At 54.8% G+C, this 25,631-nt stretch carries 30 protein-coding genes; 15 read left to right on the top strand and 15 right to left on the bottom strand.

From position 1 onward, the window contains the following. Positions 1 to 2: 2 nt before the first annotated feature. From ftsY to W02_RS10235, 5 genes are all read left to right on the top strand, one after another. Entirely contained in the window at positions 3 to 932 is a 930-nt protein-coding gene (ftsY, locus tag W02_RS10255) for a signal recognition particle-docking protein FtsY (RefSeq protein WP_173047357.1), read from the top strand. Between the two features lie 99 nt (positions 933 to 1,031). Beyond that, a complete protein-coding gene (locus W02_RS10250; protein WP_255458584.1) occupies positions 1,032 to 1,817 on the top strand; it encodes a response regulator in 786 nt (261 codons plus the stop codon). Positions 1,818 to 1,826: 9 nt separating this feature from the next. Beyond that, complete coding sequence (locus W02_RS10245) at positions 1,827 to 4,064, top strand: M1 family metallopeptidase (protein WP_173047353.1); 2,238 nt, start codon at positions 1,827 to 1,829, stop codon at positions 4,062 to 4,064. Positions 4,065 to 4,095: 31 nt separating this feature from the next. Then, positions 4,096 to 5,169 (top strand): PD40 domain-containing protein, encoded by a 1,074-nt coding sequence (locus tag W02_RS10240; RefSeq protein WP_173047351.1) that lies wholly within the window; start codon positions 4,096 to 4,098, stop codon positions 5,167 to 5,169. An 11-nt stretch (positions 5,170 to 5,180) separates the two neighbouring features. Continuing rightward, positions 5,181 to 6,272: a phosphatase PAP2 family protein gene (locus tag W02_RS10235; protein ID WP_173047349.1), complete on the top strand. Its 1,092-nt coding sequence runs from the start codon at positions 5,181 to 5,183 to the stop codon at positions 6,270 to 6,272. Positions 6,273 to 6,275: 3 nt separating this feature from the next. Here W02_RS10235 and W02_RS10230 read toward each other — a convergent pair whose 3' ends face one another. The 4 genes from W02_RS10230 to W02_RS10215 all read right to left on the bottom strand — a co-directional run bounded on the left by W02_RS10230 (position 6,276) and on the right by W02_RS10215 (position 9,859). Next, entirely contained in the window at positions 6,276 to 8,015 is a 1,740-nt protein-coding gene (locus tag W02_RS10230; protein ID WP_173047347.1) for a glycosyltransferase family 39 protein, read from the bottom strand. 39 nt (positions 8,016 to 8,054) lie between these two features. Beyond that, on the bottom strand, positions 8,055 to 8,360 hold the full coding sequence (locus W02_RS10225) for a lipid-A-disaccharide synthase N-terminal domain-containing protein (RefSeq protein WP_173047345.1): 306 nt from the start codon (positions 8,358 to 8,360) through the stop codon (positions 8,055 to 8,057). Between the two features lie 30 nt (positions 8,361 to 8,390). Next, on the bottom strand, positions 8,391 to 9,137 hold the full coding sequence (locus tag W02_RS10220; RefSeq protein ID WP_173047344.1) for a glycosyltransferase family 2 protein: 747 nt from the start codon (positions 9,135 to 9,137) through the stop codon (positions 8,391 to 8,393). 152 nt (positions 9,138 to 9,289) lie between these two features. Further along, complete coding sequence (locus W02_RS10215; RefSeq protein WP_173047342.1) at positions 9,290 to 9,859, bottom strand: hypothetical protein; 570 nt, start codon at positions 9,857 to 9,859, stop codon at positions 9,290 to 9,292. A 202-nt stretch (positions 9,860 to 10,061) separates the two neighbouring features. On the opposite strand from W02_RS10215, the gene W02_RS10210 reads away from it, so the two are divergent. The 4 genes from W02_RS10210 (at position 10,062) to W02_RS10195 (ending at position 14,289) form a co-directional block, all read left to right on the top strand. Next, entirely contained in the window at positions 10,062 to 11,507 is a 1,446-nt protein-coding gene (locus tag W02_RS10210; RefSeq protein WP_232068709.1) for a class I SAM-dependent methyltransferase, read from the top strand. A gap of 163 nt (positions 11,508 to 11,670) precedes the next feature. Continuing rightward, on the top strand, positions 11,671 to 11,943 hold the full coding sequence (gene tatA / locus W02_RS21575; protein WP_173047338.1) for a twin-arginine translocase TatA/TatE family subunit: 273 nt from the start codon (positions 11,671 to 11,673) through the stop codon (positions 11,941 to 11,943). Between the two features lie 84 nt (positions 11,944 to 12,027). Further along, positions 12,028 to 12,321, top strand: a complete 294-nt coding sequence (locus W02_RS10200) for a twin-arginine translocase TatA/TatE family subunit (protein WP_173047336.1) — start codon at positions 12,028 to 12,030, stop codon at positions 12,319 to 12,321. Between the two features lie 273 nt (positions 12,322 to 12,594). Next, entirely contained in the window at positions 12,595 to 14,289 is a 1,695-nt protein-coding gene (locus W02_RS10195) for an alginate export family protein (protein WP_173047334.1), read from the top strand. A gap of 200 nt (positions 14,290 to 14,489) precedes the next feature. Here W02_RS10195 and thrH read toward each other — a convergent pair whose 3' ends face one another. Then, positions 14,490 to 15,110, bottom strand: a complete 621-nt coding sequence (thrH, locus tag W02_RS10190; protein WP_173047332.1) for a bifunctional phosphoserine phosphatase/homoserine phosphotransferase ThrH — start codon at positions 15,108 to 15,110, stop codon at positions 14,490 to 14,492. Positions 15,111 to 15,156: 46 nt separating this feature from the next. Beyond that, positions 15,157 to 16,068 carry a YkgJ family cysteine cluster protein gene (locus tag W02_RS10185; protein ID WP_173047330.1) on the bottom strand — a complete coding sequence of 304 codons (912 nt, stop codon included), beginning with the start codon at positions 16,066 to 16,068 and terminating at the stop codon, positions 15,157 to 15,159. Here W02_RS10185 and W02_RS10180 point away from each other — a divergent pair. Both W02_RS10180 and W02_RS10175 read left to right on the top strand, forming a co-directional pair. Continuing rightward, positions 16,067 to 16,453, top strand: coding sequence for a hypothetical protein (locus W02_RS10180; protein WP_173047328.1), 387 nt, complete (start codon positions 16,067 to 16,069; stop codon positions 16,451 to 16,453). The genes W02_RS10185 and W02_RS10180 overlap by 2 nt on opposite strands. A 62-nt stretch (positions 16,454 to 16,515) precedes the next feature. Then, on the top strand, positions 16,516 to 16,992 hold the full coding sequence (locus W02_RS10175; RefSeq protein WP_173047326.1) for an EVE domain-containing protein: 477 nt from the start codon (positions 16,516 to 16,518) through the stop codon (positions 16,990 to 16,992). A gap of 14 nt (positions 16,993 to 17,006) precedes the next feature. On the opposite strand, the gene W02_RS10170 is transcribed toward W02_RS10175, so the two are convergent. Continuing rightward, entirely contained in the window at positions 17,007 to 17,252 is a 246-nt protein-coding gene (locus tag W02_RS10170; RefSeq protein WP_173047324.1) for an ImmA/IrrE family metallo-endopeptidase, read from the bottom strand. Between the two features lie 453 nt (positions 17,253 to 17,705). Between W02_RS10170 and W02_RS10165 the strand changes: the two genes are divergently transcribed. Continuing rightward, entirely contained in the window at positions 17,706 to 18,239 is a 534-nt protein-coding gene (locus W02_RS10165) for a DUF1264 domain-containing protein (protein WP_173047322.1), read from the top strand. 66 nt (positions 18,240 to 18,305) lie between these two features. Next, positions 18,306 to 18,749, top strand: a complete 444-nt coding sequence (locus W02_RS10160) for a cytochrome c (protein WP_173047320.1) — start codon at positions 18,306 to 18,308, stop codon at positions 18,747 to 18,749. 19 nt (positions 18,750 to 18,768) lie between these two features. Here W02_RS10160 and W02_RS10155 read toward each other — a convergent pair whose 3' ends face one another. From W02_RS10155 to W02_RS10145, 3 genes are all read right to left on the bottom strand, one after another. Next, positions 18,769 to 19,005 carry a CV_2116 domain-containing protein gene (locus W02_RS10155; RefSeq protein WP_173047318.1) on the bottom strand — a complete coding sequence of 79 codons (237 nt, stop codon included), beginning with the start codon at positions 19,003 to 19,005 and terminating at the stop codon, positions 18,769 to 18,771. A gap of 720 nt (positions 19,006 to 19,725) precedes the next feature. Continuing rightward, a complete protein-coding gene (locus tag W02_RS10150; protein WP_173047316.1) occupies positions 19,726 to 20,022 on the bottom strand; it encodes a response regulator in 297 nt (98 codons plus the stop codon). 107 nt (positions 20,023 to 20,129) lie between these two features. Further along, positions 20,130 to 20,312, bottom strand: coding sequence for a hypothetical protein (locus tag W02_RS10145; protein ID WP_173047314.1), 183 nt, complete (start codon positions 20,310 to 20,312; stop codon positions 20,130 to 20,132). Positions 20,313 to 20,506: 194 nt separating this feature from the next. Here W02_RS10145 and W02_RS10140 point away from each other — a divergent pair, with 194 nt between their 5' ends. After that, positions 20,507 to 20,872 (top strand): hypothetical protein, encoded by a 366-nt coding sequence (locus tag W02_RS10140; RefSeq protein ID WP_173047312.1) that lies wholly within the window; start codon positions 20,507 to 20,509, stop codon positions 20,870 to 20,872. Between the two features lie 805 nt (positions 20,873 to 21,677). Here the strand turns inward: W02_RS10140 and W02_RS10135 are convergent. Genes W02_RS10135 through W02_RS10120 form a run of 4 tightly spaced genes read right to left on the bottom strand, consistent with a single transcriptional unit; the run spans position 21,678 to position 23,997 of the window. Continuing rightward, entirely contained in the window at positions 21,678 to 22,148 is a 471-nt protein-coding gene (locus tag W02_RS10135) for an ArsI/CadI family heavy metal resistance metalloenzyme (RefSeq protein ID WP_173047309.1), read from the bottom strand. 46 nt (positions 22,149 to 22,194) lie between these two features. After that, positions 22,195 to 22,614, bottom strand: coding sequence for an arsenate reductase ArsC (locus tag W02_RS10130; RefSeq protein WP_173047307.1), 420 nt, complete (start codon positions 22,612 to 22,614; stop codon positions 22,195 to 22,197). Continuing rightward, positions 22,611 to 23,711: an ACR3 family arsenite efflux transporter gene (gene arsB / locus W02_RS10125; RefSeq protein ID WP_173047305.1), complete on the bottom strand. Its 1,101-nt coding sequence runs from the start codon at positions 23,709 to 23,711 to the stop codon at positions 22,611 to 22,613. The genes W02_RS10130 and arsB overlap by 4 nt, the downstream gene beginning before the upstream one ends. Positions 23,712 to 23,754: 43 nt before the next feature. Beyond that, positions 23,755 to 23,997 carry a metalloregulator ArsR/SmtB family transcription factor gene (locus W02_RS10120; RefSeq protein WP_232068708.1) on the bottom strand — a complete coding sequence of 81 codons (243 nt, stop codon included), beginning with the start codon at positions 23,995 to 23,997 and terminating at the stop codon, positions 23,755 to 23,757. A gap of 830 nt (positions 23,998 to 24,827) precedes the next feature. On the opposite strand from W02_RS10120, the gene W02_RS10115 reads away from it, so the two are divergent. Next, positions 24,828 to 25,253 carry a surface-adhesin E family protein gene (locus tag W02_RS10115; RefSeq protein ID WP_173047301.1) on the top strand — a complete coding sequence of 142 codons (426 nt, stop codon included), beginning with the start codon at positions 24,828 to 24,830 and terminating at the stop codon, positions 25,251 to 25,253. 112 nt (positions 25,254 to 25,365) lie between these two features. On the opposite strand, the gene W02_RS10110 is transcribed toward W02_RS10115, so the two are convergent. Continuing rightward, on the bottom strand, positions 25,366 to 25,590 hold the full coding sequence (locus W02_RS10110; protein ID WP_173047299.1) for a hypothetical protein: 225 nt from the start codon (positions 25,588 to 25,590) through the stop codon (positions 25,366 to 25,368). Between the last annotated feature and the right edge of the window lie 41 nt (positions 25,591 to 25,631).

The raw sequence follows: 25,631 nt of genomic DNA, 5'->3' as shown, positions 1-25,631 counted from the left end.
CAATGGGATGGTTCCAGCGGCTTAGTGAAGGATTGACGAAAACGCGGTCGGTCGTTCGGGGGTCTCTCGATCGCCTTCTCGGCCGGTCTGCCGACCCTGCTTTGATCGAAGAGTTCGAAGCAGCGCTTATCTCGTCTGATCTCGGAGTGCGGGTAGCAGATCGTATCATGGACCGCCTGAAATCGGCTTTAGAAGGATCGGATGCATCCCAGTCGCTACGAGTGCGAGAGGAATTGAAGAAGACGCTTCTCGCGACCCTTCATGGTGCAAAGGGAGATTCTCTGGAAGATCTCATCGTCAAAGGCCCCAAGCCGTACGTCATCCTGGCAGTAGGGGTCAATGGGGTCGGGAAAACAACCACCCTGGCCAAGATCGCTCAACGGCTGTCGGGAAAAGGACTTGTCCCTCTTCTCGTTGCCGCCGATACCTTTCGTGCCGCGGCAATCGATCAATTGGAGGTCTGGGCAGGCCGGCTGGGGGTAGAGATCGTCCGACACCGTCACGGAGCTGATCCTGCGGCCGTGGCCTTTGACGGTCTAGCCGCGGCCCGTAGCCGAAAAGCCGATGTAGTCCTCATCGATACTGCCGGGCGGCTGCATACCAAATCCAATCTCATGGACGAGTTGAAAAAAATCGGCCGAGTATTGGGTCAGGAATATCCCGGCGCCCCACATGAAGTGCTTCTGGTGTTGGATGCCACATTAGGGCAGAACGCACTTTCCCAGGCACGCGAATTTCATCAAGCGGTTCGTGTGACCGGATTAGCATTGACGAAACTTGACGGAACCGCTCGCGGCGGCATTGTCGTCGCTATTGCCGATGAATTACGACTTCCTGTCCGCTTGATCGGGGTCGGTGAGGCATCTGAAGATCTGCAGGATTTTCAGCCTGAAGCGTTTGTAGATGCGCTGGTAGGTGAGACGCAAGCGTAGTGCTGTCAGATCCCGTCTTTGTCTTCTCGCTCACGGATTCCTATGATAGGCTCGGCGTAAAGGCTAAATTAGCCTGCACATCCTCTCCGATAACCATCTATGGTTAAAATTCTGATTATTGACGATGATCGCATGAATTGCGAACTGCTTCAGGCCGTGTTCACGAGACATGGATATGAAGTACTGACCGCGACGAGCGGAGCGGACGGCCTTACGCTGTTTCACCGTGAAGTGCCGCGTGTCACCATCCTCGATTTACGAATGCCTGAAATGGATGGTCTCACGGTACTCAAAGAAATACGGGCTCAGGATCCAGCTGCACCCGTTGTCATTCTCGGCGGGGGTGCCACTGAAGTACAGGAAAATCAAGCCCGCGCATTGCGCGTGACGGACTTCATACGTAAGGGGCTCTCACTCGATGTGCTGGTTGAGGCGGTCATGCGAGTGATGCAACAGACGCCGCGGTCCGGAGTGGAGATCTCTGCAGCTTCACCGGGGATATCCGGCTCAGACAACCCTGAAACCATCCTGGTTATTGACGATGAGCAACTGGTGCGGGATCTCCTTGTCCAATTTCTAAATTTGCGAGGCTATCGCGCAGTCGGAGCTAAAGATGGCCAGCATGCGTTGGATCTGACTGAACGCACGGCGCCGGATCTCGTCCTCCTCGATTTGTTCTTGCCCGGCATGGGCGGTGTCGAAGTGCTTCGCCGGTTACGCCAGAGCGGATTTGAAGGTCCGGTCATCGTCATTACGGGCAGCCAGGACGAAGAAGTCCTGGAAGAAGCCTGGGCCCTTCGGCCGCAAGAAGTCCTGAGCAAACCCGTTGATTTGGAACGCATGCTCTCCATCATCCAGCTTGTGCTCGTCTGCCGCGAATGCTAAAACTTCTCAATGCAAGCAGACAGATGTGGAGGAAAGCTTTTTGTCCTCACGCTCGTCAATGTCGTCGCAATCGTCAGCAGCTTCGATTGTACCTCAGCTTCTACCATTCGTCATCACGAGCTGTTTGTTGAAATAGATCCCGCTCGGCACACGCTGATCGCCCGCGATCGGATTACCATCGAGCGTTCGCCGGATCATCAACCCATACGACTGGCACTGGCCCCAACCCTCACGGTTGATCGTCTGGCTATTAGAGAAGGCCGTCAGGCTGAACAAGCCGTGCGGGAAATACCGTTCGAAACGGAACGTGTCGCATCACCGCATCCAATCCAGAACATCATCATTGCGTCTGACGATCTGATGTCTGGAACGGCCAGCCTTGTGGTCTCATTTCACGGCACAATTGAGGATCCTCCAAAAGAACCTCGCCATCTCCGGTTTGTTACGCCCAGCGAAACGAGCGGTCATATTGGACCAGAAGGCATCTATCTCAGTAGTGAAAGTCAATGGTATCCGGACCTTCCGGAATCATTGAGCTCCTATGACCTACAAGTGGCGCTCCCCGAGCCATGGACCGCCGTTACACAAAGCAGAGTGGCGTCGCGAGGCCCCTGTCCCATTGATCGCTGTCGGGAAGACGGCTGGTCTCTGACGGCATGGAATCATATCGGACCGACTGAGGCGTTGACGCTGGTTGCCAATACATTCGTGACGAAGACTCGGAATTGGAATGCCCGCAGCGGACAATCGATTGAACTCGCGACCTATCTTTTCGAGGAAGATGCGCACTTGGCCGACGAATATCTGGATGCGACGGCCCGATATCTCGAGGAGTACATTCGTCTGCTGGGCCCCTATCCCTTTGACACGTTCGGTGTGGTCGAGAATTTTTTTGCCAGCGGCCTCGGTATGCCATCCTTTACGCTGCTTGGCAGCGGAAGCATCAAGCGACGTTACATCCAACCCTATGCGCTCGGCCACGAGATCGTCCACTCGTGGATTGGAAACTCGGTGTTAAATCACGCCGATCGCGGGAACTGGGTCGAGGGATTAACCACATACCTGTCGAATTATTACTGGAATGAGATTTCCGGGGATGCCTCGAAGGCCCGCGATCAACGACGACAGTTTATCCAGGCGTATAACCTCCAGGTGCGTGAAGACAGGGACTATCCTATTGCCCAGTTCGTACTCAAGCATGATGAACGCGACAACGCGATTGGGTATCAGAAAGCTGCGATGGTGTTTCATCTCCTCCGCCAGGAGGTCGGCGACGAATTATTCTGGTCTTCTATCAGGCGGCTGATAGCCCGCTATCAGGGACGTTACGCTGAGTGGAGCGATCTCGAGCGCGTCTTTACTGAAACGAGCGGAAGGGACCTACGCTGGTTTTTTGCGCAGTGGATCGATCGCACGGGGGCTCCCGTTCCAACCGTGAGGCGAGCGGTCGTTCACCAAATTGGGGTAGAGGCACGGGATTCGTATCGACTGACCGTCGACCTTGAACAGACCGATCGGACATTCATCGCTCCCATTCAACTCGGAGTCGACATGGCCAGCGGCGAAAGCCGGTTGATCTCCGGCCGTTTGCCGGACGAGCATCCCATCGAGGCCGAAGCCTTGCCCTCACGTCCGATGCGGGTCACCATCGATCCTAACTGGCAGCTCATGCGTCGTGTGCCCCGCAAAGATATGCCTCCGGTCTTGAACCACTACGTGACGGACATTCGCCGGTCCGTTATCGTGCCATCGTCCGGCCAAACAACTGCACCCGGTGTTTTTCGAGAACTCGCAGCTCGGCTTGAGGCACAGGATGCCGCTAAGCCGGAAACGGAGAGGGCTGTCATCTCCTTCCCCACCGGGTCCTTTCAATTGCCTCCTGAAGGTTCGGTATTGATATTGGGAAACGCTGATTCCTGGCAGGACATTCAAGCGGCGACAGCCGGTTCATGCGGTAATCGTGCTCTGTTTCGAAAGGACGGATTTACCGTAGGAGGGAAGTCCTTCGAGGGAGCGGGGGCGTCGGTATTGGTGAGTTGCCATCGTCATGATCGACCGGGTAGTGTGGTGAGCCTGTTTTACGGTATGAGCGTCCAGGCGGTACAAAGAGTTTCCCGGTTGCTCTTTTTTTACGGGTGGAACAGTTATGTCGTGTTTCAAGACGGCATCCCTGCCGTTCGTGGCGAATGGACGGATTCCGGTAATCACACGGAGGTGACGGTTGAAGGCTCGAAAGTCGAAAGGTAAGTATGTCCTGGCAATGTTGGGGATGATGTGCATGTGGAGCCAATTCACATGGACAGAGAGCCCTCTAGCCAAGCCGTCGGCTTTCCAAGGTTCTGGGGAAGAGCGGCACTTCAAGAATATCCGTCAGCTCACCTTTGGCCGCAAAAATGCCGAAGCCTATTTTTCCTTCGATGGGACGAAGCTTATCTTCCAGTCCACGAACAATTGGATGCAGGACTCGTTTGCGGCCACGCTCAAAACCGCTAACGAGGGACTGGAATGCTATCAGATGTACATCATGGATCTCGAAAGTGAGACCATTCGCCTGGTGAGCACGGGCTCGGGTGCCACAACATGTGGATACTTTTTCCCCGGCAATCGCCGTGTTCTGTATTCCTCAACCCATGCGTCGGGGCCCAATTGCCCTCCCAAACCGAAACGGGACGGGGCCTATCGCTGGGCGCTGGACGACTATGATCTCTATGCCGTGCGAATCGATGGCCAGGAGATGCAGCGCCTGACCACGACGCCCGGGTACGATGCAGAAGCCACCATTTCCCCGGATGGAAAGACGATCGTCTGGACGTCGGTTAAAGATGGGGATCTCGATCTCTACGCCATGAATCTGGATGGAACGAAAGTCAGACGTCTGACCGACGATATCGGATATGACGGCGGGGCGTTCTTTTCTCCTGACAGCAAGCGCATCGTGTATCGTGCGTCCCATCCGACCGATCAAACTGAGGTCGAAAAGTACCAATCGCTGCTCAAACAGCGGCTGGTCGAGCCTGGTCAGCTGGAGATTTTTGTCATGAACTCCGACGGCAGCGGCCGCCGGCAGGTGACCGCCAATGGCGCTTCGAATTTCGCTCCCTATTTTCATCCGGATGGAAAACGGATCATGTTTTCCTCAAACGTCGAGACGAGAGCGGAGGGGGAGAGACCAACATTCCATCTCTATCTGGTTGGCGACGACGGAGCCGGACTTGAGCGCGTAACGTTCGACGGACAGTTCAACAGCTTCCCGATGTTTTCGCCGGACGGTCGACGCCTCGTCTGGGTCTCTGACCGAGGCGCCAAGCATCCGGGTGAGTTCAATGTATTCCTCGCCGATTGGGTTCCATAGGACGGCGGCGAGTGGCCACGGGCGACCGTACGGCGCAGGTCACACATCGCACATGGCGGATCGCTGCTCTGATGTGTGCGGGCGTGGCATGCACCCTTTCCTTCTTGTGCCTATTCGAGTGGGATGTTCCTCTCACGAAGTTTGTGCGGAGCCTCTATCATCCCGTCGGCTATCTCCCGAATCCCTGGTTGTCGCGGTTCAGCGATAGCGGAGATCTTCTCGGCAAGGGCGAGTGGTTGGTCCTGTTGAGTCTGATGGTCCTGGCGGTCGGGTATCTGCGAAACAGCCCAATATGGAAAGTTGCGGGATGGCAGAGCCTTCTTGCCCATGGAATCGCCGCTCTGATCAGCAATGCGCTGAAGCATGCAATTGGAAGAGCCCGTCCCAAGTTCATGCATGCCGGGAATCTGGAACTGTCCCCCGGAGGCGGCAGCGGCTGGGATTCATTTCCCTCCGGTCATGCCACGGCGTCGTTCGGTGTGGTGACCGTCCTTGCATTGCGATTTCCCAAAGTGCGTTGGCTGTTGTTTGCGTTTGCCGGTGCAATTGCTGCCAGTCGTATTCTGCGAGGCTCGCATTTTCTGACCGATACGGTCGGGGGTGCGATCATTGGGTATCTCACGGGCTCGTTGGTGGGAAATCACTGGAAAGAATGGGGAAAATCGTTGGAGTCGGCACTCACAAGAGCGGCGATAGTCGTAACAGGCTTCAGTGCCTCCCTTTGGGTGCTCTGCCGTCAACCGGCGGACGAGTGGACGGCCCACGCGCTTATCTTTACCGGCACTGTCCTGGCCGCGCTGGGCTTGGCCGTGGTACTGGGCGCGTCCATATCGAAGAGACAGACGGATCAAGTCACGGCATTGTCGCTCGTGCGCGGACTGACCGTAATTGGACTCGGGATGGTGAGCGGCTCCATCATGATTGCCATAGCGACCGCAAGCGCCTATCTCGCGCACTGGTTCCAGAGCTATGCGCATCAGGCGCCGCTTGATAGTCCACAAGGAGATGTAGCTTCTGTTGCCGGAGAGGCTGCGTTCTCGCTATTCGTGTTGGTAGCGCTCCTGACGAGCATTCAGTTTAGAGGCGCGTTGCCTCTGATATAGCAGCTAGTGTCCGAGTGGGCGTGGCGCAGGAGTGTTAGGGCTGCCTTCCGGGATGGTCACCATCGATTGGTTTGATAGCAGCAAGAATCCATATCGTTTCAAAATGGGAACGAGCTGTCCTGCCTCGGCCGGAAGTTTGGAGGCATAGGTTTCTGGTAGCAGCATCATCGTCACACCCGGTTGGGCGAGGGTCGTCGTGATCTTGTCTTCTTCACCCGAGGGGACGAAGATGGCTTTGCGTTTGGCATAAAATACCGTCGAAGGTCTTGTCGAACCATAGACAATGAAGCGGTCCTCGCGACGGAGGTTCACACCGGCGGCATAGGCGAGCTCTTGCGGAGGGGCTATGAAATAGCGGTTCAGCATGGGAAACGTGAGTTGAATGGCTATCAATCCAACAAGAGCCAGAGAGCCTCCCGCTGCCCAAAAAGCACCGGCACGGCGTTCCTCGGATAAACCGAAATAAGCAACCAAAGCCATTCCGACCAGCAGGACCATGGCCGCGGCATACGGGCCTGCCTCCGGCGCGCTCGGATCGAGTAGTGCAGCGGCTGGGAATTCCTTCAACATCTTGCCGAGAAAGCGTGAGTAGATCCAGGGCACAGCGGAGAATCCCAGCGCCAGCAGAAGCCCCAAACCTATCATCAGATGAATCGACGCGCGCAGCCCCTTCAGTGCAGGTTCAATCAAACCTCTCTCCCAATAGATTGCCGTCAAGATTGCCGCCGCCGGAAACAACGGAGCGATGTAATGCTGGAGCCTGGTCGATGAAATGGTAAAGAACATGAACCCGCCGATCAGCCAAAGAGCCGCATAGAGTTCCAGTTCGTAGGAGGCAACTGATGGAGAAGCGGGAAAAAGACCCCTACGCGCCGCACGCCATGTGCGGAATGTGTGATAGAGGGCCATTGGAAGCAACCCGCTCCAGGGGAAAAATCCAAGCAGTAAGACGGGAACATAGAACAGCAAACCAAACCCATGTCCTTCCATTGGTGACAGGAACCGGCCGACCGTCTGCGCCTTCGCGATGGCGACATAACTTGAGCCATGGATCGAGAACATCGTCCCATACCAGGGAAGCGCACAGGCCACGAACAGCACAGTGCCCAGCAATGGAACCCCCTCTTGCCAATATTGTCGCCATCGTTTCGTTGCGGAAAGATAGAGACTCATGGTGATGAGGGGAACGATGAAGCCGACCGGACCTTTGGCCAGGGTCGCCAACGCCATGCCGACATAAAACGTCCAGATCCAATGACGGGCTCGCCCTTGACCGTGCAGGCCGGCCAAAAATCCGAGCTGCGCCACTGTGGTGAAAAAAACCAACACACTGTCGGTGAGAGCCATGCGACTGAGGCCGATGATCTCGATGTTCAGCAAAAGCATCAGTGCGCCGAACAATCCGATCCGTTCGTCCCGCCATCCGGCGAGGAAGCAGTACTGTATCAAAATGAGCGCTGTTCCAAACAACGCCGAGGGGAACCTCGCGGCGAATTCATTGACGCCAAACAGGTGGTATGAACCGCTCATAAGCCAGTACACCAGCGCCGGCTTGTAGAAACGCGGTTCGTAATTAAACGTCGGCGTGACCCAATCCCCGGTTTCCAGCATCTCCCGTCCGGCTTCTGCGTTCCGCCCTTCGTCCCGGTCCGTCAGTCCCATGGATCCAAGGCCGACGAACAGAAAGAGACCGCTTAGAAGGAGAAGCACCGAGAGGTTCAAGACATGTTTGCGGGTAAACATACACACACTTTCGATGATGCGTTGGCTGATGTGTAACCGTTAGGACTTTCCGAAGGAGGAGAGGGTTTCGGAAGAGGGGTCAGGGCCCGAACGCCTGATGAGCATGAGATTGCGGACATACACGATGGCTCCTACGCTTTGCCCGGCGATGAATACGGGGTCTCTCCGGTAGATCGCATAGGCCAGCGTAATCAATCCTCCGATCAAGCTCATATACCAGAACGCGATTGGGACCTGGCTCTTTGCCGTGCGCTCGGAGGCGATCCATTGAATGAGCCAGCGGCCGAAGAACAGCCCCTGCCCGAGAAATCCCACGGCAATCCACACGGTTTCTGCGTTCGACATCGACTGGCTACCTCCGCCCGATGTTGGTGATTAGGCGTCGCGCCTAGAAGTCCGCACATGATAGCGCAACACGCGTGATTGCATCCACCGGACGGCGATCAAATCGTACAACCCTTTGAACATCCGGTTGCCGACGCCGAACTTCGCGTATCCATGGATGCGAGGATGGTGGCGAACCGGCACTTCGGTCACGGTGAAGCCGTGCATCAAGGCAAGTGCGGGGAAAAAGCGGTGAAGGCCTTCAAACATTTGAAGACGGTCAAGCACGGAGCGGCGAAAGATGCGCAACGCACAGCCGGTATCGTGAATGTTGTCTCCGGTGACAGCGCTCCGGACGAGATTCGCGATCCGTGAAGACAATTTGCGCGTAAAATTGTCATGCCGATCGACCCGCCATCCGCAGACCAGGTCGAAGCGTTCTGTATGGGGAAGCAACGTGACGATGTCACTCGGATCGTTTTGCAGGTCGCCGTCCATGGTCACGACCAAGGCGCCGCGGCTATATTTGAACCCGGCGTCATAGGCCGAGCCCAGCCCGTAATTCCGATCGAAGTGCAGAACCCTGATCTCGGGATGTTCCGATGCGAGCGTATCCAGAATGTCGCTGCTGCCGTCACTGCTGCCGTCGTCGACGAACAGAATCTCAAACGGTGCCGCGTTCGACTCATCGCGCGCTCGAAGGACTTTGAGAATCCGATCTGCCAGTGCATTCAGATTGTCGCGCTCATCCTTGACGGGAATGAGAACCGAAAGCCATGGAGAAGCCAGGTTGGCCATCAAGTGTTGGCGGTGTGGAAAGACACAAGCACGCTGAGAATCATGCGTGGCATTGTACCGAAGGGCGGAACAACGGTCAAACCGCTCTCCTTTTTGACAGGCCGAGGCGATACACCTCAGACGGCCCTTTCTGCGGGACCAGACGCGCAGAATTACGAGGAAGGTGCCGCAGGCAAAACGGTAAAGCGCATCGTTCCCATCAAGCTCATTTCATTAACCTGTTCACCTGCATGAATTTCGACTCGGTAATTTCCGGGACCCCATCCGTCAGGAGGCGGTGAGAGTTTCAGGTAGCCTGACTCGTCCTCTAAGGCGATGTACATCGCGTCCTGACTGATCACGGCTTGAGGATTCAACCCGGTGACTGACTCGGGGAAACAGAGGCCGAACACCTGAAACGCTTGGTAATGTTGGTGTAGCTGGAACACGATGAAGATGCCGGCTGTATCGGAGCGAAAGCGATCGGTGACATTCACGGGTACGATTTCGTGTGTGCGGCGATAACTCAATTCCTCTTCGAATCCTTCGGCGGTGGTGATAAAGCGAAACATGCCTTCGGGCGGAGCATCGAAATCATAGGGTTTGAGGTCCTGCTGACGGTTCTGAAAGTCTGGAATAGACGGATTCTTCATGATTGGCAGATCGTCCGCCAGCGGTATCCCAGGCGCACCAAGCAAGGAAAACTCAAGAAAAACGCCGAACATATAGGCCGATAACCGCATAATCGTGTTCCTACACCCCGATATGAACCCTGTCAAGAAAGTGTCCTGGATTAGCGTTGGCTCTCAGCTCTATGATGCATCGATCCGTCGATATTGTTTCCTGACCGCCTCTGGGCAGAGCGAGTCCGGTTGCCAGCATTTTGAACCATCTGTTACTATTCTGCCCGAGTTTCTTTCTTCTCGTTAATGGAGTATGCCGCGCATGCTACAAGATGCTGATGCCCTGCCCCAGCTAATAGGCGACTATAAGTCAGTGGATCAATGGCAGGTCCACATCAATAAGTTATTTTATCGCTTCCGTGGCGATCAAGTCCGCAGCTTTTATCAGACTTTCGCCTCCGCCGATTATCGACTCGGACATGCGTTGGCGGCCGATTATTATGAGGCCGTGATTAAACGCGCCAGAACATCTCAATCTCGAAATTTGCCAGGACGCTCATCGACGCTCGATCCTCAGTCGCCGCTGACAGTCCTCGAGCTAGGCTGTGGAAATGGAAATCTTGCCGCATGTTTTCTCAGCCATCTCAAGACCCTCGACCGTGAGGGAACGGTCTATCCTCGCGTGAAGTACATCTTGGTGGATTGGGAACAAGGGGTGCTTGATGCTGCCATGCGTGTGCCGGAATTGGAGTCTCATCGTGATCGGATTGGTCCGCTCTGCACGACCGTCGATCGGCTTGATGGTATCGCTGACGGCACAGTCGATCGCATTTTGTGCAACGAGCTCTGGAACGATTTGCCGACCAGATTGATGTCGCGGCAAGGCGGGGAGATCGAAGAGGAATTTCTCCGGCCGAACCTCAGTGAGATCCTTCACGCCAAGATCACGGATTGGGCCGGTTTCGTCAGGGCCTTTGACGCAGGAGACTTCGAGGTCTTGAAGAGATTCCCGCCATTTTTTGAGGATCTCGTGTGGGAACGCGAATATCGGACTGTGGATTGGAAAGACGTCCCATATCGGAAGACGATTACCGAGTTTCTCCGACGCATCGATGAACAGGTGGTCGTGCCGATCAATCTGGGAGCGTTCGCGACCGTCAAGGAGGCCAAGCGAGTTCTTGCCGCCGATGCGGCAGGATTCAGCGCTCTTGATGCCGGAACCTCTGATCTCAAGGTGCTGAATGATCCAGACAAGCCCTGTTCAGGTCAGTTCGGGGGCCAGCAAAGTTTTATGGTGAATTTTGCATTGGTCGAAGCCGTAGCCCGTCAACTGCACACTGGCCCCATCTCCATCGAGAGTCAGCGGGAATTCGTCGGAAAAAGTCTGAACACCAATGTCATGACAGTCATGGATCTCTTGGCGACTCATCCGGCCGCGGGCCAGAAGATGCGGCCATGGGAGCAAGACCGCTTGTTACTCCAGACGATTCGTGCATTGAACAAGGCCTATGAGAGCCCGTATGCCAAGGAGATCGATTTTCCAATTCGCCCCGATACGCCGTCCGAAGAGCGGGAACACCTTCAGGCCCTCTCACGAGATCTGAAGCCATCCGGCATTCCGGACGCCGTTGCCTATGTCACCGAAGAGGAACTGACTGCCTGTTCGCATGATTTAGAGGAGGTGGGATACGATCCCCAGTCCTTTTTCATTGCCCTGACCGCTCCCCCCGGTCCCGTGGACTACTTTCATATGATGATTCTCCCATAAGCAAAAACGTATCCGAGATCGCTCGCCGCGTTCACCTCCTGACTGAAATTAGACTTGACTAATCTGTGATTCTGCTATAGCCTCTGCCCCGTTCGCGGGGGTTTTCCCCTCTTTGGTAGGTTCAGGGAAGAAAAGGGTGTATACCCAGAAGGATTAGGCCGCGATGTTCGGGTCGTTTGGATGGATGGAGCTGTTGCTGATCCTGATCATTGTCTTGATCATTTTCGGCGCCGGCAAGATCCCTCAGTTGGGTGAAGGGCTCGGGAAAGCCATCAAAGGATTCAAAAAAAGCGTCAATGAAGCGGATGCCATTGATGTCACACCCCCGCCGGCCGATGCGCCGCCGCCGGGGCCGCAACCTCAAGTCTCTCAGCCTCAGTCGAATCCATCGACAGGGGCTCCAGTTCAGCAAGGACAACAGATCAAGCAAGGGTAACAACACTGCGATGAGTGATGTGGAAGGACCGACGTCGTCTAACTCGAACGAGCGGAACCCGTCACTCATGGCCGGGTATGGAACATGTTCGGACTTGGTGCCGGCGAAATCCTCATTATTTTAGTGATCGCCTTTTTGCTGTTCGGCCCCAAGCAGTTGCCTGAAGTCGGCCGGCAGGTCGGCAAAGCGGTCAAGGGGTTCAAGGAGACAGCGGAAGACCTCCGTAAATCGGTTGAACCGGAGCTGAACATGATTCAGCAGGAGGTCAAAATGGTTGAACAGGATTTCCAGGCTTCCATGAAGGAAGCCGAAGAGGAGATCAATACAGCCACCAATCCAAGTGAAAAGCAGAATGGGTCGTCTTCGACCCAAGTTTGAAACCGAGAAAGTGAATATCCCTGGTCTATTCTAGGGGAAGGGGGTGACCACCTTTCGACTGGTCCAATAACAAGGCAGCAGGGTGGGTGAGAAAGACGATCGAACGCAACCATAACGACAGAACGTAAATGAGAAAGGGGTGGGCACAACCTTTCTCATGACGAGTTCCCGGTCGAGGGAACTTGTCAACGTAGGGGCAGTTGGATGTCGAGTCGGCAGTGCAACACCTAATGGTCGAGGTGGAGGCTGCCATCCAATTACAGGAGGAACGTTATGAGAAGATTGTTAGGTCGAACAGGGTGGGCCGGTGTGGCCGCCTTCTTCAGTGCGGCCGCCATGACCGCGGGCCTGTCGTTCACAGCGACTCCCGCGCAAGCGGCGTTCGAGTTGCCGGAAGGGGAGAAAATTACCAACGTCCCCGCCATTCCCCGCGCGATTCCGCAAAAGGAAGCGTACGAGCTGTACGATCCCCGCATCGGGAAGAACTTCGATCTCAAAAATTTCTGGATGCGAGCGGATGTTCGTGTCAGACCAGAAATGCGAAACAACGTCTGCTTCGGCAATACGATCGGGACAACTGGCGCTTGTAACGGTCCCAATAACGGTACGACTCCGAACGGCGTCCGGGGCAAGGCCAACGATTTTTACGTGCAGCAGTGGGTGCGCCTCGGTCTCGGATACGATCTCTCTCCCGATGTGAACTTCTATATGGAAATCATCGATTCAGCGACCTGGGGTGGTAACGGAACGGCCGTCAACGCTGGAAACGGCGGTGACCCGTTGAACCACAACTGTTCGGCCACGGCGACAGGTGCCTGCCGGTTAGGCGTTCGGGCTGCCTACATGTTGATCCGAAATTTTGCCGGTATTCAGGGGTTCAGCGTGAAGGCCGGCCGTCAGTATGTGGTGTTTGGTAATCACTCTATGCTGGGTCACTTCGACTGGGCGAATACCGGGTACAGCCATGACGGTATCATGCTGCAGTACAGCACGAAATCCTTTGATTCGTACGTTGGCTGGTTCCGCAACTCAGAAAGCGATCTAAACCAGGCAGCGCCGGTAGGATCGGGAGGTCCCAATATTGCCGGCAACGTGGTCGCTAACGGAGCCACGGGCAATGACGCGAATCGCGATGCCGACATGATCATCTTCTATAACCAGATCAAGTCGGTTCCCGGCTTTTTGATTGAACCCTACTACATCTATTACAAGAACAACTACGGTTCGGGCGATTTTAGAGCCCAAGGGCTGGGTACTCCCAAACACTCGAACCAGACCCGCCACAACATCGGTAACCGCATTGAAATGCGCAAAGGCAACTTCGATGCGATCAACGAAATCGTCTGGCAATTCGGTGCCATGGGCGATGCCGGCGGCACCAATGCACTTCAGAACGGCTATGGAGCGCAAAAGAACCTGCACATCAATGCGTGGGCGACCAGAAACTGGATCGGCTACACCCACTACCAGTCATCCTGGAAACCGAGAATCGCGTTTAACTTCGACTATGCCTCTGGCGATGGCCGGGCAAATTGTAACGTGACCACCACGAATGGAAACTGCAGCACGGCAAATACGTTCGAGAACATGTTCCCGACCAACCACATCCATATGGGGTACATGGACGTTCAGGCCTGGAAAAACATGTTGAGCCCATCGGCCAACTTCCAAGCCCGTCCGACCAAGGACGACCATATCGAAGTGTGGTACACGAACCTGAATTTGGCCAGCGCTCGTGACAACTGGTACCGCGGAGCACAGGGCGTCTATGTGTGGTCCAAGGCTGGCAATACGAAGAAGCACATCGGTGACGAATTGGACCTGACCTGGACCCATATGTTCATGGACGGCAAAGTGGCGTTTCAGGCCACCTATGGCCACCTGTGGGCAGGAGGATACATCGCAGAAAACCTGGGCAAGGCCAACGATCAATCGTGGGCCTATGCACAGCTCTGGATGAACTTCTAGTTGCCGTGAGCTGATCAAAAGGGTCAGACGGGAAGATCTCTCGCGCTGACCAAGAAGAAGCCCTGCAGGGTGATCCCCTGCAGGGCTTCTTCGTTTCAAACGTCGGAGGACCGCCCTATTGGCTCATCCAGCGAGGCAGAGTGCAGGACAGGACGCAGTTCGTCATGCGCCGCGCAGAAGATGAAGACGTTTCGACTGAATTATGGTCTTAAACTTCCGGCACGTTGAAAGGCGTTCCGCAGCTCGTCATAGGTCTGCGTCACGGGAAACTGAGGGAATTCTTTGGGCAGATGGTCAGGCGGACGAAAGAAAAAACCGGCATCAGCCTCTCCCAGCATGGCGGTGTCGTTGTAGGCGTCGCCTGCAGCCATGACATGGAAATTCAACGCCTGAAAGGCGGCGACAGAATGTTTCTTCTGATTCTGCAAACGCATATGGTGCGCGACGATGTTTCCGGCCGCATCTAGTTCGAGTTGATTGCAAAAGATCGTCGGAAAACCGAGTTGCCGCATCAACGGAGAGGCAAATTCATAGAACGTGTCCGACAGGATAATGACCTGGCATCGCTCGCGCAGCCAGCCGACAAAGGCTGTCGCGCCTTCCAGCGGCCCCATGTTGTCGATGACGCGCTGGATGTCGCCGATCGTCAGTTTGTGTTGATGGAGGATGGCGAGCCGACGTTTCATCAAGGCATCGTAATCCGGCATCTCACGCGTGGTAATCTTCAGTTCTTCGATCCCGGTCTGTAACGCCACATTGATCCAGATCTCCGGAACGAGCACACCCTCAAGATCGAGACAGACCATCACAGGTTTTTGCATGGCACTCCTTTGTTCTCATGTGAAATTGCGATGCGACAGGCAGAGGTCAGGACGGGGGAGTCTGCCCTCTCACCTGGAATTCATGGCTCAGCACCCGCCATATTTTATCGAGCAGGAGGTCGATCAGTTCGGCTCCCGACCAGCGTTGGCTCGCTTCGTGAGCATGGCGTTCCGCCCACTCCAACGCCATGGGCAAGGGAATGAGGCGAGGCGGTTCGGACTTGATCGTGCTCCAGAGTAGTCCCAAGACTGTTCCGATGCGAACTCCCACCGGAACCGGGACAACCTGATTGTTCACCATATCGTCACAGAAACTTGCCGGAGAGGTGACGAGCAGCTCGCGACAAGCGGCAGGTCTGGCTTCATAGATTGAACAGATTTCATTTTCGAGAAACGGGCAGGGAAGCCGCAGGGCATAGTACGCGCGGTTGACGGGATCCAGCTCTTCATCGGGGATCGCCTCGACGGTTTCGGCTATTTCTCGCAATGAACTCGCGAGTCCGTGAGAAATAAGACGTTGGTCGATCTCGTCGATTCGGCTCCGTATACGGTCCTGCCGTTCTGCTGGAAGCCCGGCGACATAGTCCCTAAGCGCAAAGGCCTCCGGCGGAGAGAGCGGCACCAGCATTCTGCAACAGGCGGCGCAACCCATCTGGCACGAGACCGGTTCGCCTTGTTCACGGACACGCGCTTCTTCGAGCTTCAGCATGTCCTCACCGAGGCGACGGGCAACCGGGACAATCGAGGTGACCGGCACGAAACCTATCGCGACATCGAGAACGGCAGTGACTCGACCGGCCGGGGTATTCAACGCGACCTCGAATCTTTCGGTGGAGGAGGACATGGCCGCATGATAGAAAACCGACGACTTATTGGTCAATTGCAGCGACTGTTCTGGCCGATCGTTGCGCTCTTCCGTCAGGAACCGCATAATGACGTGCCAAGGAGTTCCGAGCATGCCTCTATCCGGACATGTCGTCGGCCTGTTGAAAGAATATATGCAGGACTTGGTTGAACAGGCTAAACAGGAGGCCTCAGCCCAGCAGACATTCGGATTCTCTACAGCGCCGTATCGGTCCGACCAGGCTATTTCAGATCTCCTGGCCATTCTCGACGACCGGATCGAATCCGAGGGTCTTCAAGTCGGTCTCCCGGAGAATTTTCTTCATGAAATGTGGAGTCTCTGCAACGAGGCGAATCGGCATGTGACCGAGCAAGTCTGGTTGGATCGAAATAGCCTGGGGCAAGCGGCGTCGAAAGCCACTGTGCGGGAAATGACGTACAAAGCGCTCATCAAATACATCGAATCGGGAGAGTGGGAGCCGGATGAGCCCCCCGCCTAGGCCTCCCGTTGGGAAGCAGGGCGACCCTCGTACCATTCACGTTTTTCAGAAAGGTAAAGCCGATGTCCCATCGCTGCTGGCTGGTGAAGTCAGAACCTGAGACCTTCTCTATTGACGATCTCGCGGCCTCGCCGCGTCGGATGACCAGTTGGGATGGCGTCCGGAACTATCAGGCGAGAAACTTTATGCGGGCCATGGCGGTTGGAGACCGCGTGTTCTTTTATCATAGCAATGCCGACCCACCGGCCGTCGTCGGGATCGCTGAGGTTTCCCGTACGGCCTATCCCGACGACACCCAATTCGATAAATCGGGAGATCATTACGATCCTGACAGCTTGCCAGACGCACCGCGATGGGACATGGTGGATATTCGGTTTCTGGAAAAATTCGACCAGGCAGTTTCACTGGACCGGCTTCGAAAGGAGCCCAGACTAAAAGGAATGACGCTCCTGAAGAAAGGTTCCCGACTGTCCGTCCAACCTGTTACACCGTCGGAGTGGGATATTATTGTCAAATTGGGCAAGGCGCACAAACGATAGACTCGCTGAGATAGCTAGGTCTTGGCTTTGCCATTATCGAGGTGGCGGTGTTGCCAGTCCAGCCAGGCATGGCCCAACTCGTGAGCGAGGATGTATCGCCGCCTGGTCACCGGCAACCGTTTCCGAAGATAAATGGTCTTTGTTTCATCATCCCATATGCCATCGGCGTTCGGATCACGGCGGTCCATATCCGATTCGGACAGTTGCCGTACGGAGATCCGGTAACCGAATGGGAAGACAACTCGTGACGGTATGCGCATGACTGGTGTACTCTCCAGACCATGAATAACCTACCATAAAATCTGCCCGAGCTGTATGGCCAAAAACGTAGTATAATCAGTAATTTATAGTGATTTATGTGCTCTCATACCAAGAGGAATAGCAGCCGTTTAGGCCATCAGAGTGTACTGAAAGCATCGGGACTGAGAGGTTTTCCAGAGGCTGACTGTGCCACAGGATCCCGGCGCATCGCCGCGCAGGTTTATGCGATACAGTCTCACGTTCGCCAACTAAGGGGCAGGAAGACCATGACTTGTCCAAGCCACATGATGGAGTCATGCTAAATTGCGGATAGCCATAGAACATGGCGAGAGTCTTTCTTCGACCGAGGAAGAATCCATAGAATCCGACGAATCCTTTTGCACCTCAATAGTATCGTACGAATGAGAATAGTTGACGGGTTCGTTTCCTTTCATTTCTCACAGGAGGTTATTATGCAAACAGGGGCGGTCGGAATCATCGGGGCTATAGGACTTATCGCATCGGTGGGATGTGCAGATATGCACGGCGCCGGGGGGGCATCAACCAAAGCAATGGAAAAGCCGGGCCCCGCACAAGGGTATACCGTCCATGTCGTCGCACCACATAAGTTCGAAGACGGTACGGTTCACGGTCCATACCATCACTATTGCAAGCCGATTTCTCAGGATGTCATTCAATGCCTGTTATTCGAGTCCACGGATCCCAATGCATTGCTGACGGATATCGAATACTTTGTTTCTAAGTCTATTTCACGCTCTCAGGTCCCGCTGGATACATGGAACAAGTACTACCACGACCACGAAGCGGAAATCGCAACCGGGCGGGTGCAAGTCCTGGATATGCCGGAAGCTCAAGCCAAGGAAATCGCTGCCGCGGCAGCCAAGACGGACGGAATCATATTTCACCTCTGGCCGAGCGGAGCCAAAGCTCCCAATGGCGAGGTTGGCCATCCGCAGGCGGTCGGCCACAAGCCTCGTACCGAGTAATGCCTCGAGTGTCATGCTCGTTGCCCCGTGTGGAAGCGAGGGTATGCAAGGAATATGAGTGCAGGGATGCGATGGATCATCTCCTCTATCTGCGTAGCAGGTATCTGGTATTCCGTGATGAGCTGGGGGGCCGATGCGGAAATCCTACGGCCGCGGGTCCCGGCAGGACAAATCGAGGCGGTGCGACAGATGGCGAATCCGTTGCCCGCCTCCCCGGACATCATTGCGAAGGGGAAAACGCTATTTGAGGGAAAGGCATTTTGTCGCGTTTGCCATGGCGCGGACGGAACGGGGTTGGTCCAAGGCATTGAGCCGGACTCACTCAAAGGACCTTTGCCGAGGAATTTTACTGATCCAGCCTGGCAGGCAGCCCGAACGGATGGCGAATTGCTGTGGATATTGAAAAATGGAAGTCCGGGCACGGCGATGGCGTCGTTTGTGCCGGCAATCTTGACGGAAGAGGAAGCCTGGCAAATCCTGCGCTATGTGCGCACGTTCGGGACTCAATAAAATCTGAACGGGGTGACTCCTACTCGAGCGCCAAATCCTCAACCTTGCCGTTGATGATTTCCTTCCCGAACGTGATGCCCTCACAATCCGCCTCCTGCTCTGTCCCCATCATGCCGGCGGGAGAGAACCCACGGGTAATTCCAGCGCCCTTGCTCTCCCACGAGATAAATATTCGAATCTTCCAGGCACGGGAACCCATCACCGGCGTGGGGGATGACTCGATCGTATAACCGCTGTATTCGGCAGTTTTGCTCATGTCTCGACCTGCTTGTGCAAAGACACGCTTCGACCGCCGCCAATTCCGGATGTTCTGAAGGCCTGCAGGCCTATGGTCGTGGCTCTCGTGGCTCGGATGATCTTCCGTTGAGGCGGTGTCAGCGGAGACTGACTGTAAATGTAATTCTCTAAATCGTTACTGACCTCGAGGAAGTTCATAATGATGAGATCAGCTCTATTCATTTTCATCCCTCTCTTACCATGGGGTAGCGTTGTTTGATGGATGAGTTTATTGCAAAATCCACGCAACGCGTTGTAGCGTCTGTTGCGGGTTTGTTGAAGCATTTGGAATGTGCCCAAATAGGTGATCGGATCAGATCATGGATCACTTGATGAGCGGACACTTCGTCCTATCCGGACACATTATGTCCCGCCCCTCTCAAGTTCAATGAACGAGATGAGGATGCAGAGTAAGGGGCCTTTTGACTTAAGAAGGTCTGCCACGAAAACGAAACAAATCCCGACTATCGCGGCAATGGGCCGCAGAGACCTTCGGCTCAATAGCCCTATGCGATCGACCCGAGGCGGTAACAAACATTACCGCGCATGCTCAAGAGGGAACCATCGGCGATGTCAATCTCGCTGCGGCGGTGTGATTTGTGCCAGACCTCGCAGAACGTGAAGGGCGAGCAAGTCTGCTGTTGTATGTGACTTCGAGAGGCAGGCATAAGCGCCATGTCTCTTCGCAAGATCCCAGATATCAATGATGGGTGCGGGTGAGCACAACGACCGGTGTGTAAGGAGAACCTATGCGCTGCACGCTATTGGTCAGAAATTCAAAACCCGACATGTCGGGAAGGTCCAATTCGAGCACGAGACAATCGATGCGCTCGCGTTGTAAAAACTCACGTCCTATTTCTCCGGTAAAGGCTTCCAGAATGCGGTAGTCAGGAAAGGCTTGCTTGAGGCGGTCGACAAAGAACCGATGATCTTCCGAGTGTCCATCGATATAGAGAATGTTTACCCCATGGCAGCGCTTCTTTTTCTTTGATGACAAAGAACAAGAACACAACAGTCATCACGCTTGTAATGGATGCGCGGGGCAGATGGCAAGCAAGCAAACGGCTCTGATGCATCAATAAAACAGGTGTGCGATGGCGCTCATCAGTTCTTCGTTCGACCGCGTTTTCCTCCAGCCATGAGTCGGATAATGGACCACGTTGAGAGAGAGAGGGCGGCTTGTTGAGGGTCGGTCAATTTGCCTCCGCAGCCCAGGTACCTTTCTAGTGGCTGACTTGCGGTCAGGAAGTCGGCCACCATCTGCTGCGGATCATCCGTTCGTCCCATGAGTGCTCCGTGGAGGGGCGAACTGTATAACGGAGCGGGTCAGAAATGGAAGATACGTATTCTGGGGTAGTTAGGAAGGGGGATTGCAATTCAGTGAGCGGTTGTTGACGGGATCTTCATATTTTTAATGAATCGCTTTTCAATCGGGATTCTCACGGTTAAGCCTGTGAGACCCAGAAACGGCAGGAGAGACTATGATTAAGACAGCCCGCATCCGACCGCCCTCATCGACCCGCCAAGCGAAGCAATGGCTTCAGGCGACGTCCTACTACCTCTTGGCGCTCCCACATGCTGCGAATCATATACGATTCGTGGCAGAAGGACTGAGGCGCTATGTTAATCAGGAGTGTGATTTATACGCCGCCCTCGGGCTACGAGAGAGACGGGCTCGGAAGAAGGAGTTTTCGCAATCATCGGTGGCCAAAGACCGCGCTATTGCGACCATGCTCAAGGACGGCCGATCCGTGATGGAAATCATGGGCAAGGTGGATGTATCGAAAAGCTATGTGGAATCGATCAAGGCCAAATTGAAGACGGAGATGCTTAAATCGGGCGGGTAACGGACGAGCTTGATCACCTGGCCGGGGCAGACCCGAGGCTCCTTTACAAGGATGCCCGCGCGTGAAGACCTCCCTGTGTTTGTCGCCGGTCGGCTCGAAGTGGGAGGCGATTTCCACCACTGCAGCCGGGCATGCGAGATCCATACAACTCTCCGCTCTGATTTGGACAACTTGAATCCAAAAGGGGCACCCTCCAAAAAAGAAACCCCAGGATCCGGGCGTCTGGGTGACGACCAAAACATAAACCACCAAAGGGCTCGGACCGACGGTCGTTGATTGTCATTTCGTAGCGTTCGAACCTGTCTTACACTACGGACATGCCTCCCCCTGATAATCTTGAGCAGAAACACCTCATTGCTGATTTCATGAAGGCATGTAGGCCGCTAGAAGCCCATGTTGAGAACACCAGACCTCTGACTGAACTCGAATTTGTCTCTATTCAGACGACCGGTGATACATTGCGGCTCTTTCTCGATTCCTGGATGCGCAATCACAAGAGACCCCCGTCATGGACATCCTTGTCTCGAATTCGCAGGGCTCTCCAAAATGTTCAGGAAGCCGGGGCCTCGCGCCTCCTCATTGTCGAGCGAGATGCGTCAATGAGGGCCGCCCTGGCGGCCCTCCCCTGCTCCGGCGATCTTCCTTCCTGAAATCCCCAATGGAACTCCTGCCGCGGCGATGGGACCAACACGCTCGCCAATCATAGACACCCACCCAGATTTAATGGCCGCACAAGGTCGTTGAGCCTCCCATTGGCATAAATGGTGAGGCGATCGGCGTAAGTTTAGACTGTTCCCACACAGTGTTAGCCACAACAGCCCAGAGTCTTTTCTGACGGAATACAGCAATCAGGCGTTCTCTTTGTTTCAGGCGTACAGCATGCGCTTTCGACCCCCACCGTACCGGCAAATAGTTGGGCGTCTTCCATGGTGCGGTAGGCTTCCCAAGGGATACCAGCAGGATCTTGGATCCAAGATTTGTCTGAACGGGCATAACAGCAGACCGTCTCGCCTTCTTCCTCGACTGTTCTGCCAGTAGCCGTGAGCCGGTTACGGAGTTCTGACAGTTCGTGCTCCTCTTCGGCCTGAATACCAAGGTGATCCACTCCGTTCTTTTTCACCCGCGTGGATATCGCAAAGTTCACGCTGGGATCATCCAGCAACCACTTGGCATAATCAGGTTTGCTCTTCACCGGCTGGGCCCCGAAGAGCGAGCTATAAAAGCGTATGGCTTCATCCAGCTTGTCTACCCCGATATGGATGTGAAAGCGTTTCATGACATGCCCTCCTCTTGGCAATACGTTCACGAATCGAGCACCTGCGCTAACCGGCCGTGTCTGCGATAAAACCGCGAATCCGGTTTTGAATTTCATCCCGTATCCTGCGAAAGACGATGAGCCGTTGTTCGTATGAGCCGTTTGCCTTGGCCGGATCATCAAAGTTCCAATGGAACATGGAAGAGACTCCCGGGAAGATTGGGCATTCTTCATGCGCACGGTCGCACACGGTGATCACGTAATCGAAATGCTGTGTAAGATACGGCTCAACTCGTTCTGAAGCATGGTGTGAAATGTCAACGTGGGCTTCCTGCATGACGCGAACGGCACAGGGATTCAGCCCCACGGGATGTGTGCCGGCACTCACCACATCGAATTGTCCGCCTCCAAGATGACGAAGCCATCCTTCTGCCATTTGGCTTCGGCAGGAATTCCCGGTACAGAGAAAGAGCACTCTCTTTTTCATCGTGCCCCCTCGCCTTCAAACCAATGCTTGGTCCGATTACAGACCGCGCACACAGACAGCATGACTGGCACCTCCACCAAAACCCCAACGACGGTCGCCAAGGCGGCCCCGGACTCTGGCCCAAAGAGGGCGATAGCCGTGGCTACCGCCAGTTCGAAGAAATTGCTGGCCCCAATGAGGGCACCGGGTGCGGCCACTGCGTAGGGCACTTCAAAGAACTTCATGAGTCCGTAGGCCAACGAAGAGTTGAAATAGACCTGTACGAGAACGGGTACGGCTATAAGGATGACATGCAGAAATTTGCCGGTGATGTTGTCAGCCTGAAACGCAAAGATAAGCACCAGTGTGGCAAGTAGGGCGAGAATCGTCATCGGCTGGAAAATAGGCAGGAGCACATTGTGAAACCAGGCGGTTCCGTATGCATGGATAGACCAGGTGCGGATCAGTGAGCCAGCCACCAGTGGAATTAGGATGAACAGCATGACGGAATACAGCAAAACCTTAAACGGCACGGTGAGCAAGGATGTGCCGGCAACGGCCAGTCCAACAATTGGAGCGAAGAGCACGAGCATAATCAGGTCGTTGATGGACACTTGCACGAGCGTATAGGCGGGGTCACCGTCGGTGAGGTAACTCCAGACAAATACCATAGCGGTACAGGGGGCAGCCGCCAGAATGATCGTTCCCGCGATGTATTGATCCGTCTCGGCGGGAGACATCCATGCTGAAAACACATGCCGAAAGAACACCCACCCGAGAAGCGCCATTGAAAGGGGCTTCACCACCCAATTGATCAACAGGGTGATCACTAGCCCCTTTGGGTTTCTCCCCACATCCCGGACAGCGGCTAAGTCCACCCGCATCATCATGGGAATGATCATGAGCCAGATGAGCGCGGCAATCGGGATATTGATGTGACTATCTCTTCCGAACTCAAAGCTCCGCAGGGTTTGCGCAATGCTCGGAGCCCATTTGCCTAACCCCACTCCTGCGATCATGCAGAGGCCGACCCAGAGCGTCAGGTAGCGTTCAAAGCGATTGAGCCGCTTTACTTCATCCTTTATTGAAGTGGTGGGCAAAACAGCTTCCATGGACATGCTCTACATATCAACTTTTGTTGATGTAACGAGGACAAAAAAATTACCGGCACGGCGCGCAGGGGCGGCGAGAGGATTTTGATTCCTCGAAATCCTTCACGACTGAAGCCAACTGCTTCATCACTTCCACGTTCAGGGAGTAATACATCCATCGTCCCTCTGGTCGGTCATTGATCAGGCCCGCGTCTTTAAGAACTCTTAAATGGAAGGACAGTCGAGATTGACCTGTATTGAAAGCCTCTGTCAGCTCGCAGACGCATTTCTCGCCGTCCTTGAGCTGTTCCATGATGCGCAGACGGGTGGGCTCCGAGAGAGCATGAAATAACCGGGAAGCTTCTTCTATCCGGGTAGCTAACGTGGGACTCATGAAATGAGTATATATAAACAAAAATTGATATGTCAATGGAGTGGCGACGCTAGAGACAGTCGCGAGTGTATGTACCTGCAAACAAGCGGAGTGAATGGAATGCGCCAACCGCCATCAAAACCTCCGATGATTCGCTATACCCGATTGAGTGTGTTGTGGTTTCTACGACGCAGCCTGACGTGCATTCCACGTGTGCAGAATTCGAGTTCCCGTTGAAGATTGATGGAGGGGCCCACCTACGAAACATCATCAGGACCCCGGCTACCTGAATGCATATGTATCAGCACGATTCACTATCTACCTGATTATTAAAGGGTATGAAGCTTTGGGGACCCAAGCTAAAAATCCGGTGGTCCAGCAGCTTCTCAGGATTCCATGGGTTTATGATGAGGCTGCTGCTGGGGTGGCGTCATGCAGCACGATCTGGCTAAGACGTGCTTTCACGTCCGTCGTCATCCCGCCAAAGCTCACGTCGGCGTATCCACGGCTGATAGCGGACCTGTCCAATAATTTTTGCCCCTGACACTGACAAGTCCGCGAGTGTCCCTACATCCTGGCCGTGGCTACACACCAGTATTCGACTTCCCTCGACAGCGGCACCGACGATTCATCCACTTCGACATAAACGCGAGTCTCCCGTGTATGATGAAAGAAGGCGTGTGAATAGGTTTCTATCCGAACGCCTTCTCGGACGAGTCCGTAGAAAACTTGGGACACCATTCGAGTATGTGGGCAGGAGTTTATTGAGTATGATCATACGCGCGCGTTCATTCTTGATCCCCCTAGCCATGACGGCCGTGGTCTTCCTTGCCCCGCCTCTCGCCTGTGCCGACTGGGTCAAGGTGGCCAGTGGTGACCATGAGCAACTGACCGTATATGCCGACCCCGAAACCATGCAACGGACGGGTGAATTCGTGAAGGTCTGGCAGTTGCTGGACTTCAAGACGACCCAACTGTCTGGCGGAAAACCGTATTTGTCCGTCACGATGGAAACTGAATTTCACTGTGCACGGGTCCAGAGTCGAAGACTTCAGCTCGTCCAATTTTCCGGGAACATGGGAAGCGGACAGACGCAGTTCAGCACCTCGACCGAACAGTCGTGGACTGCTGTGCAGCCCAACTCTCTCCTCCACGCATTGTGGGGATTCTTTTGTGCTGCGCCCAACGCTTCCTAGGTTGTCACGACCCTGGTCGACTGACCTGCTGACGGATACAACAGGATCATGGAATGAGGCCGAGGAGCTTTGGCTCTTGTCCGGTCGGCGGATTATCCAGGGTTGTAATTTTTCAGTCAGTTGCAGGTGAATGCACAACCGGAACATCGGCCGTCTTATCCAAGGGTGCTCCTGCTTGCGGCTGATCCGACAGGGAGCGAGCAAGGACTTTTTCAACGCTGGCGTGCATGCGTGTCAGGATGGGATTGGGATACACCTCGATGGCGAAAACAGGCACGGCGAGCGGCAGCAGGGCTGCCCATTCCAAGCGAGTAAGATCGCGCAATTTGCTTGTCATGGCGGGATTGGGCGTGCCGAGCGGCGCTAACAGCCACCTAT

Source organism: Nitrospira sp. KM1 (genome assembly GCF_011405515.1).
Classification (GTDB): Bacteria; Nitrospirota; Nitrospiria; order Nitrospirales; family Nitrospiraceae; genus Nitrospira_C.
Note: the sequence above shows the minus strand (reverse complement) of the source record. Positions and strands in the feature narration are given on the sequence as shown.

Excerpts from the sequence above, each read along its gene's own strand:
- ftsY (WP_173047357.1), top strand. The coding sequence starts at position 3 with ATGGGATGGTTCCAGCGGCTTAGTGAAGGATTGACGAAAACGCGGTCG.
- W02_RS10250 (WP_255458584.1), top strand. The coding sequence starts at position 1,032 with ATGGTTAAAATTCTGATTATTGACGATGATCGCATGAATTGCGAACTG.
- W02_RS10245 (WP_173047353.1), top strand. The coding sequence starts at position 1,827 with ATGCAAGCAGACAGATGTGGAGGAAAGCTTTTTGTCCTCACGCTCGTC.
- W02_RS10240 (WP_173047351.1), top strand. The coding sequence starts at position 4,096 with ATGTGGAGCCAATTCACATGGACAGAGAGCCCTCTAGCCAAGCCGTCG.
- W02_RS10230 (WP_173047347.1), bottom strand. The coding sequence starts at position 8,015 with ATGTTTACCCGCAAACATGTCTTGAACCTCTCGGTGCTTCTCCTTCTA.
- W02_RS10225 (WP_173047345.1), bottom strand. The coding sequence starts at position 8,360 with ATGTCGAACGCAGAAACCGTGTGGATTGCCGTGGGATTTCTCGGGCAG.
- W02_RS10220 (WP_173047344.1), bottom strand. The coding sequence starts at position 9,137 with ATGGCCAACCTGGCTTCTCCATGGCTTTCGGTTCTCATTCCCGTCAAG.
- W02_RS10215 (WP_173047342.1), bottom strand. The coding sequence starts at position 9,859 with ATGCGGTTATCGGCCTATATGTTCGGCGTTTTTCTTGAGTTTTCCTTG.
- W02_RS10210 (WP_232068709.1), top strand. The coding sequence starts at position 10,062 with ATGCTACAAGATGCTGATGCCCTGCCCCAGCTAATAGGCGACTATAAG.
- tatA (WP_173047338.1), top strand. The coding sequence starts at position 11,671 with ATGTTCGGGTCGTTTGGATGGATGGAGCTGTTGCTGATCCTGATCATT.
- W02_RS10200 (WP_173047336.1), top strand. The coding sequence starts at position 12,028 with ATGTTCGGACTTGGTGCCGGCGAAATCCTCATTATTTTAGTGATCGCC.
- W02_RS10195 (WP_173047334.1), top strand. The coding sequence starts at position 12,595 with ATGAGAAGATTGTTAGGTCGAACAGGGTGGGCCGGTGTGGCCGCCTTC.
- thrH (WP_173047332.1), bottom strand. The coding sequence starts at position 15,110 with ATGCAAAAACCTGTGATGGTCTGTCTCGATCTTGAGGGTGTGCTCGTT.
- W02_RS10180 (WP_173047328.1), top strand. The coding sequence starts at position 16,067 with ATGCCTCTATCCGGACATGTCGTCGGCCTGTTGAAAGAATATATGCAG.
- W02_RS10185 (WP_173047330.1), bottom strand. The coding sequence starts at position 16,068 with ATGCTCGGAACTCCTTGGCACGTCATTATGCGGTTCCTGACGGAAGAG.
- W02_RS10175 (WP_173047326.1), top strand. The coding sequence starts at position 16,516 with ATGTCCCATCGCTGCTGGCTGGTGAAGTCAGAACCTGAGACCTTCTCT.
- W02_RS10170 (WP_173047324.1), bottom strand. The coding sequence starts at position 17,252 with ATGCGCATACCGTCACGAGTTGTCTTCCCATTCGGTTACCGGATCTCC.
- W02_RS10165 (WP_173047322.1), top strand. The coding sequence starts at position 17,706 with ATGCAAACAGGGGCGGTCGGAATCATCGGGGCTATAGGACTTATCGCA.
- W02_RS10160 (WP_173047320.1), top strand. The coding sequence starts at position 18,306 with ATGCGATGGATCATCTCCTCTATCTGCGTAGCAGGTATCTGGTATTCC.
- W02_RS10155 (WP_173047318.1), bottom strand. The coding sequence starts at position 19,005 with ATGAGCAAAACTGCCGAATACAGCGGTTATACGATCGAGTCATCCCCC.
- W02_RS10145 (WP_173047314.1), bottom strand. The coding sequence starts at position 20,312 with ATGGGACGAACGGATGATCCGCAGCAGATGGTGGCCGACTTCCTGACC.
- W02_RS10140 (WP_173047312.1), top strand. The coding sequence starts at position 20,507 with ATGATTAAGACAGCCCGCATCCGACCGCCCTCATCGACCCGCCAAGCG.
- W02_RS10135 (WP_173047309.1), bottom strand. The coding sequence starts at position 22,148 with ATGAAACGCTTTCACATCCATATCGGGGTAGACAAGCTGGATGAAGCC.
- W02_RS10130 (WP_173047307.1), bottom strand. The coding sequence starts at position 22,614 with ATGAAAAAGAGAGTGCTCTTTCTCTGTACCGGGAATTCCTGCCGAAGC.
- arsB (WP_173047305.1), bottom strand. The coding sequence starts at position 23,711 with ATGTCCATGGAAGCTGTTTTGCCCACCACTTCAATAAAGGATGAAGTA.
- W02_RS10120 (WP_232068708.1), bottom strand. The coding sequence starts at position 23,997 with ATGGAACAGCTCAAGGACGGCGAGAAATGCGTCTGCGAGCTGACAGAG.
- W02_RS10115 (WP_173047301.1), top strand. The coding sequence starts at position 24,828 with ATGATCATACGCGCGCGTTCATTCTTGATCCCCCTAGCCATGACGGCC.
- W02_RS10110 (WP_173047299.1), bottom strand. The coding sequence starts at position 25,590 with ATGACAAGCAAATTGCGCGATCTTACTCGCTTGGAATGGGCAGCCCTG.